Origin of the sequence: Pedobacter sp. PACM 27299 (assembly GCF_001412655.1) — a bacterium.
GTDB lineage: Bacteria > Bacteroidota > Bacteroidia > Sphingobacteriales > Sphingobacteriaceae > Pedobacter.
Genome location: NZ_CP012996.1, coordinates 3,052,706 through 3,067,747, shown reverse-complemented (window position 1 = coordinate 3,067,747; position 15,042 = coordinate 3,052,706). Strand labels below are relative to the sequence as shown.

Here is a 15,042-nt window from a genome sequence, read left to right as displayed (position 1 = left end):
CCTGACTTAAGGCGCTTAAGACGAGCTTAATTAACCGGGAAAAGAAAACAGCGCAATGGAAACACGCTATGTTGCAAGATCAACTTCATTGCAAACTGTGGAGGAATAAGCATGATTGAAATTTGTGAAATGAAAAAAGGGGAAGGAGAATGAGCGGTAAATAAAAAAGCCTGACTGCTTCCAGTCAGGCCATAAATGGTAAGTGTTGCTTATTTGGAGTTCTTTTTTGCAGAAACTTCATTTCTAATGTCCTGTGCCAAAGATTTACTCTTTTGTAAAGCAATACGTAACCTGGTTCCTGCGGTCTTATTACCTTTTGTAAAGAAAGCGTTAGCATCCTTTTCTAAGGATAATATCAATTCTTTTAATGCTTTGAAATTTTCCATGCTTGTAAATTTAAATGGATCAATAATTATAACAATTTCGTTTAATCAGATCGACTCCAACTTTAACGGCCGATGCTCATCGCCTTATCCTGCTCCTTATTCTTAGATAGATTTTTAGCTGTTAAATCTGCTTTAAGATTTACGGGCTCTTTCAGGAACTGTTCCCGTTTTTCATACATACCTGATTCTGAGAAGAAGTTTAGATTATAAAACCTGGGTACAGGCTCAATAAAGACTTTGATGGCTTTACCTTCTTTTTCTACGGTCACCAAAACCCGGTTTCCTTGTTTCAAAGAATCTTCCAGCTCTTTCCTGTTTTCTGGTTTTTCAAGTTCTTTAATATTAAACTCATCGAGTTTTTTACTGAGATCAAAACCATAATTAGGATCTCGCCATGCAGAAAATTGATAGTGCCCATTTTTTTTCCCGGATTCCATATCAAATTTGATCCATGCTTTATACGTTTCACCTCGACTGGCATCAAGCATATCATCCCGATAAATGGTTCTTCCCTGAATTAAATTAGCAGATTGTTCTTTTGTGAAACCTTTGCCCCTGTCTAAACGGATAGTCTCGGTAATAGGCGGGGTACGAAAAGCGGTAGCGAATGTCCTATCAATAAAATTAATTTTACCTTTTTCCATACTGGCAAGTAACCCGCTTTTTTGAAAAGTTTCGCCCACTGATAATTTACTATTCCCTTCTTGTTCTTTAAAAAGGGCTATAGCATCTGCCCGATCGCCTACCTTTTTGAATTGTTGCTTTCCATCCTTTTCCGGCAATGTCACAAAGAAACTCTTACCCTCCTCCAGCGGTTGACCTTTGTGAAAGGAAATATCATATTTATTCAAAAAGTAATAATCGGACTGGCTAGATTGTTTAAAGGGAAGGTCAAAGGTCACATACCCTTTTTCGGTAATATGGATACCTTCCTTCAACTTAAATTCCGGTACACCAGTTTTCATTTTTTCTTCCATGTCAGACACTAGCATTTCACTGAAACCTAACTTTCTTAACTCCTCTTTGAGGTTTTCCAAATTGTTTAAATTCATATCTTTTTATGTTAAAATTGATTTAACGGATCATCGCAAGGCTTTGCCTTGATGAGATGTCCTGTAATTTGATGAGTAGCTTAAATTTGTTTTGAGCTTGTTTTTCTGGCTCTTTAATTTTCTCGACTATTGAAGTAAAGCTGATTGGTTTTTTATCCTGGTCAAAGAAATTCAAAGTTTTATGAGCAGGATCAGCATTCAGATAAAATTTACCTTTATCTGGAATTTCAAATGCTATTGTACTCCCCTGTTCTAAACCCTTGCGGATGCTTTCCTTGGTTAACCCAAAACAATTGAGCTTATCCGCATGCGCGATGATTTCTTTTTTCAGATCAAAATCATATAAAGGAGAATAGCTAATCAATTGACTTTCACCATTAAATGTTTTCTCTTTAGTATCAACTTGAACCCAACGCTGACTTATAGTACCATCCGAGTTTTCATAATCCTTGTAAACAGGTCTGCCCTGCAATAGATTAACTGCTTCAATTACACTAATGTTATTTTCAATTGGAAACTTGCAGGTGATGGATTCCCCATTTTCAGGTATCAAAGTTGCTGTAAAGCCATTGTAGTGATAACTACCAAATCTGTCTTTTTCTAAATGGATGTTAACCTTTAACTTACTGTTGTCATTTAATTTGTTTAAGGATTCGACATCAATTTTAGGGCTTTCAAAATCTAGTTTGTTATCTAGTTTACCCGTGAATGAACTGAGTTCGGCCTTTTTCAATTCCGCTTGTAATGACTCCAGATTTTCAGTACTAGTTTTTTCGAACATTCTTAAGTGGCCTGGCTTATCAATTAATAAAGACTTGGCACGAATAAAGAGTCTAACGATTAAATTTGGGTATAGCTTTTTTTGAAGATTATGGGTCACGGTTTTAATGACCTTCAAAAACAACTTTTCTTTATCGGAAGGATTAACGCTTATCCGGTATGCACCTTTTGTGAGAAAATCATACTTAAATCTTAGGGTATCTTTATTGTCAGTTATTCCAGTGAGTTCGGAAATTGCTTGTTGGTGTTCTTCCCAATTTTTCCAGAGCTGCTCAGCCCGGTTAATCTGGCTGGCCATTTAACGTACTTTTAAATCGTTATTACGTAAGAGGATAGCTTTGCCTGCATGGAGCTTTACCTTGACATTTCGCAATTTCTTGTTCATCAAACCTTTTGCAGCTTCTATTCCAGCTCCTGCAACTTGCGTTACCAGCGTTTGGTCAAAACCAAATCCTATTCCCCGAATCGCATTATCAGCCCCACCGTTAAGTGCATCGCCAAACATAGCTTCAGGGGCATCAATACCAATCATCCCATCCAAGCTATATACCGAAAGGTTTACTGGGATAATAGAAGTACCCAACCGAATTAGCTTGATATCCAGTAATAAACGCTGATTAACAATCTGACAAGCTCCAAAAAGTGCATGACCTTTTGGGATTACCATACCGTTTATACTCATCGTATCTTGCAGGATGACTCTAACGGTAGCTCCTTGTACAGCTTTTTTATTGTCAGCAATTGTCGCTGGAATAGCTTTAAAAATACTGTCAGTAAAAACAGGCTGATTTTTGTATTTCTGCTGAACACGCTCAGGATGCTGAATATCCAGTATATTTTGCATTAGTCCATTAAGCTGGGTCATTTCAGGATCTTCGGTTTTATTGTTCTGCATGGTCTTCATTAGGTTTTCCAACCGATCAACATCATTTTTAATCGATGATCCCTGTACACCTTGCTGAAATGAACTCGATTTGTAACCAGTTTCTACAGGCTTATTAATTTCTTTGTTCAATGCTTCGAGTTTTGCATTAATTTCTTTAGTCTGCGGCTGGGTTGATTCAGCGGTAAATCCCAAGCGTCCTCCAACGTCCTGAATACTACCAGATTTATTATGACCAGAAGAATCGTTATCAGCCAAGTCGTAGAAGCCTAATTTGTCCTTGGGTTCGTCCTTGTTAATATTTGCATCAGGTAAATTGGTATTCATTCCAGCTTTAACTTTTTGCTGGTTAAGGCCGGCAGCACTTTTACCACCGCCTAAGTAGGAAAATGTAAAAGCAAGTAAAAGGATAATCAAAACCGGGAGAAATAGTAATATTTTTCCTGTGGTCATTCGTTTTTTAGTTTCCATATAGTCTATTTATGGTTAAGAATTTATTTATGAAAAGCACTAACAATGAGGTAAAGGCAGTATGAACCGAAGGTTGCTATGAATATGATTAAAGCAAATAACAGGGTCTTACTATTTAACATACTGGTTTTGCTGTTTAAAAAATTAGCCCATTGTCGCTGTTTACCAATTACCTTGCTAGAAATTTGTTCACTGAGTAGCTTCTGTTGTACAGGCCGTTTAGTTCTTTTAAAAAATTTCATAATTTAAAGTTTAGGGGGTAAGTCCCTGTTTTCCAGAATCTCCCAATTTCGGATTAGAAAGCCGTGTGGATTATCATCTGTCTGATTTTTGATATCGTCAATAAAACCTTGGGTTAATAGCTTACGAAGCGTCGTACCGCTAGACCTCCTTAACTTTTGGGTAGCATAACAAGTAAATTGATAGGGATATACGTTTACATCCAGTTTGATGCTATCCGGTGTAATTTCCTGGCTAATGTTAGCAGAAATGAGATTATTATAATAACCAGATTCCCGCAAATTGTCATACTGCTTTTTAGCTGATTCATCGGCTAGGTAAAGGGATTTATTGATTGATGCCCGAATTGCTTTATCGTCGGGACTTAGATCAAAAAAATAATGATGAAATGTCTTGACGTGATCCCGCAGCTCTACTGGTAGATTGCTCTTTCTATCTGAAGCTACTGCTTCGAGTACTTTACCATTATACAATACAAATATCTTTTGATATGCTTTATCAATAATTCGGTTATTGTTATAGATGGTAAAGCAGATAGTAATTGCATTTGCAATTATTAAAAAGATACTGAATCTTTTAATGTGTTTGAAAGCAGTGTCGATATTCCTGAATTGGCTGAACATAATTTGGATTTAGTTATTTGCCTGAAAGTTTGTCTTTAAAGTAATCCTGCCCTGATGCTTCGGCCATTCCATTAGCAAGATTTCTCCTTGCATCGTCAAAACGGTCAACGATCATTCCTGCTCCTGCACTGGCTCCAGCTAAACTTCTTGCACCGACACTCTGCCCCATATTTATAGATGTACCAGCAATGGAATTAACTTTTGTTAAAATTGAATTTCCACCTCCTGCATGTATAATAAAGTTGGCTACAGTTGGAACACATAGATATCCGGCTATCCCAATGATCAAAAATACCAGGTATGCTGTATCCGCACTACTAAATGAAGTATCTCCAGATTTTTGTACTTCAGCAATATCCAGCTTGATCATATTTTGCTGTATTTTACCTAAGATTGCCCCAAAGATGTTAGCTATAGGAAGCCATAAGAAAATATTAATGTATCTGGCGATCCAAACAGATAACGTATGGTTGAGGCCGTCAAAAACTGAAAACCCCAATACAAACGGGCCAAGAATGGCAAGAACAATGAGCATAAAAGTCCTGATTGTGTTGAGGCAAAGCGAGGCAGCATAATAAACCACTTGTAAAACCTCACTTAAAAAAGTCTTAAATCCTTGTCGCATTTTGTAATCTTGCTTATCAAGCCAAAACCGCATATTATTCCCAATAGAAGCTAACCACCCCTCTTTGTCGCCCTTCTTGTCATCGGGATGGGTATACTTGTACCATTCTTTCCGATCTCCAAATCCATCTTCCCCTACAAGAAACTTCCATTTATCGGTTTTTTTCAATTCGAGTTCTTTTCGCTTTAAGAGAGCTTTTATAGTAACATCGCTCTTTTCTACCATAGAAGCTGTGGCTGAGATTGTAGGATTAAGTATCCCATTCATTACACCGAGAACAGACGGATAAAGAAGAATAGCAAGACCAAGAGCGAAAGGACGCATTAAAGGATAAAAGTCTATTGCCTCGGCGTTCGCAATGTTGCGCCACACACGATTACCAATATAAAAGATGGCACCAAATCCAGCTATCCCCCTGGCCATAGAGGTAAGATCAGAACATAGTGGGATCATTTCATAATAAACCCCATCTAAGACTTTTTGTAAACCGCCTACATACTCACCTACTCCCTGAGCCATTGAGCTAAAAGGCAATAAAAGTGATACGATCACAACGGTAAATACTATTGTGTTTTTCATAATGTTAGGTTTAAGGGTATAAATCCAGAGTCCCGGCAATGTCTTTTCTTTGAGATTCGCGCTGAAGCGAAAGTGAAAGTGCCTGGCTATTGAAATTTCGCAAGAAAATGAGCTTATCTTCTGTTTCTAAAAATATTTTATCGATTGCTCGCAGACGTTCATCATCACTCATTCTTAATTTTGAAGAGGTGATGATCATTGTCAGTTGATCAAGGTTTTCCATACTCTGATCAAATAGTTGCTTGTAAACCCTACCTAAATACTCAATTTCCAAGGGGTTGAAATTATTGGTGCTTTTGAACTGCGTGAAAGCACTCTTATATTCTGAAAGGATACGCTTTTGATAGGTTATAATATCGACTACTCTACGGTATTTTTTTACTTCGGGGCTTACCAGCATCAGTCCGTCAAGAAAAACCTCGTGTAAAGAGAAGTTGCCCTGAGAAATATTTCTAATGGCATTATAACCACCTGAAACAATAGAATATCCCTTTTTCATATCACTGAGGATATTTTTTAGCTGGCTTAATTTCTCTACGTTCAAAAGGAGCTGTTGTACTTCAGTAGATTGTGCACGGCTTTGTGATCCTATCAGGCAAAAGATCAGCAAAAGCAATATTTTGAGATTGGATTTAATTAATTTCATAATTCCTCCTAAGCTGATTGATCCATAATTGTTGTTGCTCTGATTGCCTTATAAGGGTGTTTACCTGTCCAATAAAATCCATTGTAAAGGCATATTTGTCAATCATAGAATCATATAATTTATCCAGCCGCTTTAATCTTTCTTCATCCCTCATTTTTATCTTACCGGAAGTAATAATTAAAAGCAATTCTTCCAGATCATTTCCACAATCCAAAATAACCTGAGATTGAACATCCCCAACATAAGATTGATTAGGCAGAGAGAGCAGATCATTATATTTTACCGACGCAAAGGCTTTGCTGATACGGATTTGATAGTCAATAATTTCAATGACTTTGTAATTTTTACGAACCGCAGGGCTGACCAATTTAAGAGAGTTAATGAAACCCGAATGCAGATTAAACTCACCGCTGGTAATGTCCCTGACCGTCTGGAGTCCCGAACTCGCAATATCATATCCTTTTTTAGCGTATCCTATATAAACTTGTAATGCGGCTATCTGTTCCAGTAGATATCTCTTTTGTGTCTTTTTCTGGTTAAAAAACTCACCAAAGGTCTGGCCTTGGCTTAATTGAACAGTAATCAGCATGATCAGGGCAACTGAAACTGAGATTTTCCAGAGGTTATTTTTCAATTCCATATATTTCTTTTAATTGAGCGGTTTCGTCCAACGAGGTAGCACGCTGAATACTTAAGGTTATATTTCCAGTATTAAACTGTTTGAGGTCGTTGTAATTATCGTCCATCTGATCGGCTGCCCTATTGATGACTTCGAGTCTTTCAGCATCAGACATTTGTGTTTTGAATGAGCTGATTACCATCAATATTTGATCTAGGTTTTTGATACTTTCATCCAGTATGCCGGAATACACCTTTTCCATATGATTTAATTCCTCAGCATTAAAATGCTTATCCTGTCGGAATAGGTTCCACGCCCACTTATACTCGTCCACAATCGCAACCTGTTTTTGAGTGAGGTCTTTGATTCTTTTGTAATAAGCAATAGAAGATTTAATTTTCCAAAGCTCATCGTAATACTCACTGTAAAGGTTTTTCTGTTTTGTCGTCCAGTCAGCGATCTCAGTTAGTTTTAATTTGGAAAGTTGATTTTCTAACACCTTTTGGGCATTTTGAAGCCAAATAGTTTGATTCTGCAAGCGCTGAATTTTAAGATCAACTGCTTTAATTACTTTTTTTACTCCAGCCTTAATCACTTCAACAACCGCTATTTGAGCATCTGCATTTTGCGGCAAAGCAACAAATAATGTCATTGTACTGATAGGTAGGATGACCATATACTTCTTCATAAGTTTTATAATTTTCATGGTTATCAATTTTGTTTTTTATATGTATGCTGACAGACAAGCCAACACCTGTTCATTAAGATCTGATAAATCTGATTTTAGAAATCAAATACGTTTTCCATCCCTAATCTCCTGTGCTAGAATCCCTATTCCTTTAAGAATGCCCCCATACTTTGCAGCATATTCATGTACCAATAGTTTTTCTCTTTCTTCGGTACTGTAGGCTAGATATTCTTCAATAGAGACTTCAGTGCGGTAGACTTTTGAATGGCCATTACCCAACGAGATAAAAACCTCCTTATACTTCCTGGCAGGATCATTTGCTTTATTGAGTGATAATACCTGTGCCTTTTCCTTGTCGGTTAAGCCAAGTAACTCTTGGATAATCTCAAATTTGTTCTCGTATTTACTTTGATCCAATAAGATTTTACAATCACTATTATTAATGATTGCGTTTTTCACAATTGGCGAGCTGATGATATCTTCAATCTCCTGAGTCACCACAATTGGCTCCCCATAGAACTTCCGCATGGTTTTGAATAAATAGCGGATATATTCAGCAGTTCCGGGTTTTATGATCGCTTTCCAACATTCCTCAATGAGCATTATTTTGCGGATACCTTTAAGCTTACGCATCTTGGAGATCACAAGCTCCATGATGACCATAACGGTCACGCCAAATAAAATGGGATGCTCCTTCAAATTGTCCAGTTCAAAGACAATGAATCTTTCGTGAAGCATATCCAGGTTCTCGGTTGCATTGAGCAGGTAATCAAATTCACCACCTTTATAGTAGGGATTGAGAACATACAGGAAATTACCAATGTCAAAATCTTTCTCTTTAACTTTTCCGTTCTCTAGCACCTGCATATACTCGAACATTAAGTACTCATAGAAGCTATTGAAGCAGGGGAATATATCTGGGTTCTTTTCTAAATGAGCTAGATAAAGAGTTAAGGCATTGGATATGGCGACATATTCAGAACGGCGATAAGGTTCATCATCTTTTTTCCAAAGTGCCAAGAGAAGTGTTTTAATGCTCTCCCGTTTCTCGGTATCCATCACCTCCCCGTCTGCTAAATAGAAAGGGTTAAATTTTATCGGATCTTCCTCTGTATACGTAAAATAATATCCTCCTACTAATTCACATAGCCCCCTGTAGCTGTGTCCAATGTCCATCACTACCACGTGAGAACCTTGTTCATAATAGCTTCTAAGCATATGATTGAGTAGAAAACTCTTTCCCGAACCGCTTGCACCCAAGCAAAATTTTGATCGGTTATTAATCCAACCAAGATCGAACGGCTCATTACTGATATCAACGTTTATAGGATTTCCGGTAAGGCGATCACCAAACCGAATACCATATTGACTAACTGATGATCTGTAGTTGGTTTCCAGATTAAAGAAGCAGGTAGATTGTTCTAAAAACGTGTCGAATGTGTCGTTCATGGGAAAATCTGCTTCATTTCCTGGCAATCCTGCAAACCATATTTGTGGTTGTCCGTCGGTTTCCTGTTTTGCAACTGCATCCATTTGAGCCATTGCTGAAGAGACAAGATTTTTTAAATCCTTTGCCTTTGCCTGATTGTCAGACCAAGCCATCACATTAAAATGAGCTTTTACAGGCAATCTGCCCGAAGCAATAGCTTCATTTAAAAAGTCATTGGTAGCGTTACGGTTGATCGAATTTTCCCGCGAATAGGCTGATAAGGATTGAAGTCTTAGTTTTTTTGACTCCAATCGTTTAATAGTTTTCTGCGCATCTTCGATAAACACATATTGATTAAGGATGTGATTACAGTTTAATAGCGCCCCCAATGGACTGGCAAAACCGATACTAAATTTGGTACGATCAGTAGAATACTTATCATAATTTATACGACTTCCACATAAGGCAGGCAGGTCTTCGGTGTCTGAAAGAGAATAGACTTCTACTTTTTTGTCACCCACATGAATGCCATCTTTGATATGCACATCACGAATTACTGGCATTTGTTCCTTGGCCAATAAAAAACAGTAACGTTCGATGATGCCCGCTTTATTAGCTGTACCCGCAAGCTCATCGTCATTAAGCCTTTGTAGGGACACAAACCCGCTATCTTTTAAAACACTTTCGAACTGGCCTGCTGCATCCAAAAAATCCCCAATCAAAACAGGATCAATGGTTTGAACAGGCACTATGGTCTTGCGCAAGATATTATTGTAAACAGAGCTGGAAAGTTTTCTTCCTGCTGGTTTCTTCGTTAAATAGATAAAGCACTCATGCTCCAGAAATGGTCTTTCATTAAAGAATTTCTCGCTGGATTTGGTTAGAAAACTTTGATCGTCCTTCTGAAAATCCGCCTTATAATTTGATGCTATAAACCAATCTTGTTTATGAAAAATGCTATGCTGCGGAAGGAGTTTAATAGCCCTAGTTAATGCCTGATGATAGGTTTCATAATCCCGTTCAGAAAGGGTAAAAATCTCTGGCAAAGATGCTTTATACACAATAGTGATGTCGCCGTGCATGGAAAGAATACAGTTATTTTCCACTTTCCAGATCGGAAATATGTTTGATGCTTCTACCATATTAATGCTGTTTAAGTTGGGTGAAAAGTCTGCGGGATCGGAATTGGATGTGGGTAGGTAAATTTCTTTTAGCAAGAAACTTCATTAAGCCATGTTCTCCGAAACGGTGGCTGAGACGGAAAACAGCGAAAAAAAGTGCTGATCCTAATATGCCAACTACTGGCATAAGGATAAACAACCCAACCTTTAGAATATAACCGATAGCAAAGCCAAGCAGTAATAATACCAGGCCAATGGCTAAATATGCAATGTACTGTGCCTTTAGTCCTTTGAACATGATCGGCTTGGAAACGCCTTTGTTAATTTGATACACGCTTGCCATGATCAGACTCCGAAAAAGGATTTCAATACCGTGATGACAATGACAAGAAAAATACATGAACCAAACCATGCGGCTGCCACCTTGCTGGTATCCGGTTCTCCAGCGTTCCATTTGTTAAAAACCTTGACAGCACCAATGATGCCCATCACAGCTCCGATTGCGTACATTAATGTACCTCCAGTATCAAAATATCCTTTTACTTCTTCAGCGGCCTTTTGTATACCTGCTTTCCCGCTCTGGGCTGATACGGTAAAAGCATACAATAAGTTATAAATACAGAGAGTAAAGCCCAATAACAGAGTTTTTGCGAAATATTGTTTTTTTGAATTGACCATATGATTTTACATTTGCTAATGTTGGAATTGATTAAAGGAATAAATCCGGAAGGCATTAATACCAGATATCTTCAAGCTCCTTTGTAGTGATATGAAAGGACGCGTGATCAATGATAAATTCGTTAATGCGGTGCAGATTGGGATTGGAAGCTATTCCTGGGTAATTTTCCCGAATAGCAGAAATGAGGTTTAAAAAATCGTGTTTATTACCATCTTCCTTAGCAAGGATGCCGAATATGATTTTGATCTCTTCCAAAACATCACTAACAACACCGAGCCTTTCCTCTTTCTCATCATCACTGAGGAAAGAAACCTCATCAATACTCACTTTGGACATTCCTTCAGGTAGTTTGGATTTACCCATAAGCTCAGGTTCATCATCGTCACTAAGTACATCTACGTTTTTGTCCCATTTGTGATCAAGTGGATGATCTTCTTCATCGGGTGTAGACTTCCTATTCAGGAGAGCTTTTAATTGTTTAGGATAATAGATCAGGATAACACCGATATACCAGACGATTGTCAGTACCAGGGTTGCAACAAGAAATTGTTGCCATGTAAATTGTTGTAACATAATTTTCGCTTTAAATCCGAAGTACCATTACCAGGATTTAAAGCAAATTTTGTCATGTGACAGATTCTTCCTTGACAACCACTTAGGTAGTCACCATAAATAAATCTGTTATATGGATGAATCAAGCAGGACTTAACCTTTCAAATTCGGGCGAAAGGCATCGTCGTCGTCTATCTTTTTATTAATTGATTTGACCATTTCATCCAGATACTTTGTTCTACTGAGCCGTTTTCGCTGTTTTATTTCCGAAAACCTACGATATGGCCTTCCTATATTTACATTAAAAACCTTTTCAAACTTGCGCACTAACTCAGCAAGACCTATTTTCCCATTATTAACCTGGGCAGTTTGATAAATTCCATAGGCCATTTCTAATAGATTAATACTTTCACCAGTCCATTTTGTTTCAATATCATCACCTGAAAAAGGATGAAAATCAACACCTGCAATTGCTGCTTCAAGATACCGGGCAATCTGTTCGGTTGCTATAATCCGGGCATAAATATAGTCACCAGCGGTAGAGAACCTTTCGTCCTGATCTACCCTAACTTTACATAACCACCGTGGCGTATCAGAAACTCCACGAAGAAATAATTGGCTGTCTAGGTAATAATCTTCAGAACGGTAATAGGCGTAAATTTGCCTGTTACCTTCAAAAAAGCGTTTAATGGTTTTGAGTTCACTTTCATAATAACCCTTTAAATGAAGCAAACCACCCTCTGGTTTATCAAATTCTAAACGTTCAACGTTGCTATAGAAAATTAATAGGCTGCTGAATTTGGGCTTAATCACTTTAAAAAAGTTAATTTCTTCTTCCTGGGAAGTAAATGAATAATCAAGCACCTTTTCTTTCAATAGGGATAGAAAGGTAGATGCTGTTTGCACACGCAATTTTCGTTGACTTGTGATCGAATGATCTGACGAATTATCAATTTCATCCAGTGCAATGCGTTGCATTTTGTAGAGGTCTTCTGCAATTTCTTTGATCATAATTAATAAGTTTACATTTAAAAAAGAAAACCAAAGTGGAAAGAATTAACCTAGTTGGAAAGTGACACAGATGACACCCCAAAAGTGTCACATTGGAACTTAATCCGTTGTAAAACTATTGATAACTGCATTTTTACATTACACTTTTAGTCTTTCATTTTTATTTACGTACCCCAAAAAAAAGCGTGACCTTCTCTGTAAAAGAAAAAATCACACTTAAACTTAAGAGGGTATGTAACCAAATAACCGGACTAGAAACATTATAAGTTATAGATCGAAAAATTCCAATAGGTAAGGCATGGTTAATATTCCAAGAAACCATAATTTCAAACAATCTGTGTAATGAGTATCAATATAGGTGATCATCGCAACAAGCCAAAACCGTATTTTTTTCACAATCCTTATTGGAACAACCTTATTCATACTAAAAACATTCCTCATATATTGTGCAGAGGGATTGTTAGACCGATCTGTTTTAATGTGATTGGCAACGAAACTATAAAGGTTAGCTTTATACCTGGTTTTAATAAAGTGGACTTCGAGCATTACCCGTAAAAGAAAAAATAGCTCTTCAATAGTAGTACTAACAGAAAAATAATAGTTGGAGCCTCGTTTCCCTTTACCATCAGTTGGAAATGGAGCAATAACCGCTTTCATTTTTGAAATAATATCCAGTTCCCGGTGAACATAACTGGAAATTGACTCCAAAATTGTCGGTACCTCGGTATTGTAACCATCTTTAATTTCTGGTCTAATATTATCAATGATTTTCAATAATACCAGCCATTCCATCTCTTGATCCTCATATGGCATATCTGGACTTACTATTGTAACAGCGTATTCAAGGAAAAATTCATAAAAAGGCAATGGATTAAAGTTCTGACCAATTAGGAGCTTGATCAATTTCATTGTCTCTCCAACCTCTGCCTGGTCAAGATAAACAACTAGTACATCAACCAAATTTTGCATGTAAAGGTACTGCCTCCAGGATTTGATCGCATTATTTTCGGGGTGATGAAGACCGATTAGATAGCTATCCAAGATTAATATGAGGTCAGGTTCAATATGTTTAACCTGCATTTTATGGATTATTGTTTTATGTAGCGGTATAGCCTGCTTATTATTATAGACTAGCCAAAACGGAATATTGCCATTTACGTCAAAGTGATCAGGATAGTTATCAAATAATTCCTCTAATTTCTTCACCGACTGCAATCCTATTTCTTTGAGACAAGCTTGAATGTCTGACCGACAATTATCATTACAAGGCTCAAATTGCTGATGAAGGTGATATAAATTATTTGAAAATTCAGTTAATGTATTTTGTGCCATTTTAATGAACATGGCTAGTTTATCATCCTGTTCATTTATTCTAGTTTCTAAATCACAGGTGAGTTCAGACCAAATGCTAAATAACACAGTTTTCCCATTGCGCCCTGAAGAATCATTCAGGCAACAATTTTCTTTCAGCACAGAGACAGCCTCCATAAAGGCATCTACTTGAATAAATCCAGCAATCACTTGTGTTTTCCTTTCTCGTTCCTAACCAATTGCATATTGCTGATAGTCTCACAAAAGGCCATCAAGTATCTGATTTTCAGCAGCGTGCAACAACTATAGTAAATATCACAATAAAGTGATAAAATAAGTAATTTATTTTTGTCACCTAAAATCAACGTTTAAAGCCCATTTGAGCCTCATTTTAGGGCAATGTTACAGATTTTGCAAAGTAAAGTGTCATGCAAATTGATGATTAAAAATTTGTTTATTGCCGTTGTTAATGAAATTTCTTGAACAAAATGAACTTTATTAAGCAGTTAACAGGATGCAAGTTTTTTCAAGAAAAAAGTGACTACTATGAATTTATAAACCGGTATGATTAACAATTGACTTTTTACTTTCGGTAAACGGCATAAGAGCAGATGACTAATCCAGCATATAAAATGTTATTCGAGGAATTTGAAAGGTACTACCCTCAAATCTCCTCTGGATTTAAAATAAAAGTCCAGGAGAAATTATATGAAGTCACCTATAAAAAGGGTACAAGAGTATTAAGTTACAAGCAGATCCAGGAATCTGGATTGTTTATATATCATGGGTCTGCTATTGAACTGTTTGTTGATCCACTTACACTTGAAGAGACTACCACAAATTTTTGGTTTGAAAGAGATTTTCCATACACCACTCCTGGCTTATTCAGCAGGGAACCATCGCAAAGTTATATCATGCTTTTAGAAGATACTCACTTCGTTGGGATACCTTTTGCAGATTTTACGATGCTGAAAAATGAATTTCCTGATGTTGAATTACTAACTGAGAATATTAGGAGCCATTATGATAAGCTTCGGTTGCAATATTTGGCAGACTTTAGATATCCAGCATATGAAAGGGTAAAAAAACTGGAGAAATTGTATCCCGACATATATAAAAGGTTAGAAATCCAACATATAGCCCAATATCTTAAAATAAACGTAAAAACTTTGAGCAGGCTACGTAAGAAATGAGAGTTATTAAAATCTGCCAATAATATTCTTAATCGGACATTTATCCCCTTTTTCTAACACAAAAGCCCGATTTTTTTACCCCAAATGTCTGGTGTTTTTTTTCATTTACAACCGAACTTTAATTTACAGTTCGTTCAAATTTTCATTTAAAAAA

The 15,042-nt window shown here is 36.9% G+C and carries 16 protein-coding genes; 1 reads left to right on the top strand and 15 read right to left on the bottom strand.

Going from position 1 to position 15,042, the window contains the following annotated elements; all coding sequences use genetic code 11:
* Positions 1–209: 209 nt before the first annotated feature.
* The 15 genes from AQ505_RS12905 to AQ505_RS12830 all read right to left on the bottom strand — a co-directional run bounded on the left by AQ505_RS12905 (position 210) and on the right by AQ505_RS12830 (position 13,905).
* Positions 210–386: a hypothetical protein gene (locus tag AQ505_RS12905; RefSeq protein ID WP_062548566.1), complete on the bottom strand. Its 177-nt coding sequence runs from the start codon at positions 384–386 to the stop codon at positions 210–212.
* A 62-nt stretch (positions 387–448) separates the two neighbouring features.
* Entirely contained in the window at positions 449–1,438 is a 990-nt protein-coding gene (locus tag AQ505_RS12900; protein ID WP_062548565.1) for a hypothetical protein, read from the bottom strand.
* Between the two features lie 22 nt (positions 1,439–1,460).
* Positions 1,461–2,516 carry a hypothetical protein gene (locus AQ505_RS12895; protein WP_062548564.1) on the bottom strand — a complete coding sequence of 352 codons (1,056 nt, stop codon included), beginning with the start codon at positions 2,514–2,516 and terminating at the stop codon, positions 1,461–1,463.
* Positions 2,517–3,572, bottom strand: coding sequence for a conjugative transposon protein TraM (gene traM / locus AQ505_RS12890; RefSeq protein WP_062548563.1), 1,056 nt, complete (start codon positions 3,570–3,572; stop codon positions 2,517–2,519).
* 245 nt (positions 3,573–3,817) lie between these two features.
* Positions 3,818–4,435: a conjugative transposon protein TraK gene (gene traK, locus AQ505_RS12880; RefSeq protein ID WP_062548561.1), complete on the bottom strand. Its 618-nt coding sequence runs from the start codon at positions 4,433–4,435 to the stop codon at positions 3,818–3,820.
* A 13-nt stretch (positions 4,436–4,448) separates the two neighbouring features.
* On the bottom strand, positions 4,449–5,639 hold the full coding sequence (traJ, locus tag AQ505_RS12875) for a conjugative transposon protein TraJ (protein ID WP_062548560.1): 1,191 nt from the start codon (positions 5,637–5,639) through the stop codon (positions 4,449–4,451).
* Between the two features lie 10 nt (positions 5,640–5,649).
* Entirely contained in the window at positions 5,650–6,285 is a 636-nt protein-coding gene (locus AQ505_RS12870; protein ID WP_062548559.1) for a hypothetical protein, read from the bottom strand.
* On the bottom strand, positions 6,272–6,925 hold the full coding sequence (locus AQ505_RS12865) for a hypothetical protein (protein WP_082461524.1): 654 nt from the start codon (positions 6,923–6,925) through the stop codon (positions 6,272–6,274). The genes AQ505_RS12870 and AQ505_RS12865 overlap by 14 nt, the downstream gene beginning before the upstream one ends.
* A complete protein-coding gene (locus AQ505_RS12860; protein WP_062548558.1) occupies positions 6,909–7,610 on the bottom strand; it encodes a hypothetical protein in 702 nt (233 codons plus the stop codon). The genes AQ505_RS12865 and AQ505_RS12860 overlap by 17 nt, the downstream gene beginning before the upstream one ends.
* Positions 7,611–7,694: 84 nt before the next feature.
* A complete protein-coding gene (locus AQ505_RS12855; protein WP_062548557.1) occupies positions 7,695–10,163 on the bottom strand; it encodes a TraG family conjugative transposon ATPase in 2,469 nt (822 codons plus the stop codon).
* A gap of 1 nt (position 10,164) precedes the next feature.
* Complete coding sequence (locus AQ505_RS12850; RefSeq protein WP_062548556.1) at positions 10,165–10,485, bottom strand: DUF4133 domain-containing protein; 321 nt, start codon at positions 10,483–10,485, stop codon at positions 10,165–10,167.
* Between the two features lie 2 nt (positions 10,486–10,487).
* A complete protein-coding gene (locus AQ505_RS12845) occupies positions 10,488–10,820 on the bottom strand; it encodes a DUF4134 domain-containing protein (RefSeq protein ID WP_062548555.1) in 333 nt (110 codons plus the stop codon).
* Positions 10,821–10,875: 55 nt separating this feature from the next.
* A complete protein-coding gene (locus tag AQ505_RS12840; RefSeq protein ID WP_062548554.1) occupies positions 10,876–11,394 on the bottom strand; it encodes a hypothetical protein in 519 nt (172 codons plus the stop codon).
* Between the two features lie 132 nt (positions 11,395–11,526).
* A complete protein-coding gene (locus AQ505_RS12835; protein WP_062548553.1) occupies positions 11,527–12,384 on the bottom strand; it encodes an RteC domain-containing protein in 858 nt (285 codons plus the stop codon).
* A gap of 267 nt (positions 12,385–12,651) precedes the next feature.
* Positions 12,652–13,905, bottom strand: a complete 1,254-nt coding sequence (locus AQ505_RS12830) for a hypothetical protein (protein WP_157262345.1) — start codon at positions 13,903–13,905, stop codon at positions 12,652–12,654.
* Between the two features lie 401 nt (positions 13,906–14,306).
* On the opposite strand from AQ505_RS12830, the gene AQ505_RS12825 reads away from it, so the two are divergent.
* Entirely contained in the window at positions 14,307–14,888 is a 582-nt protein-coding gene (locus AQ505_RS12825) for a Crp/Fnr family transcriptional regulator (RefSeq protein ID WP_062548551.1), read from the top strand.
* Positions 14,889–15,042: the final 154 nt, after the last annotated feature.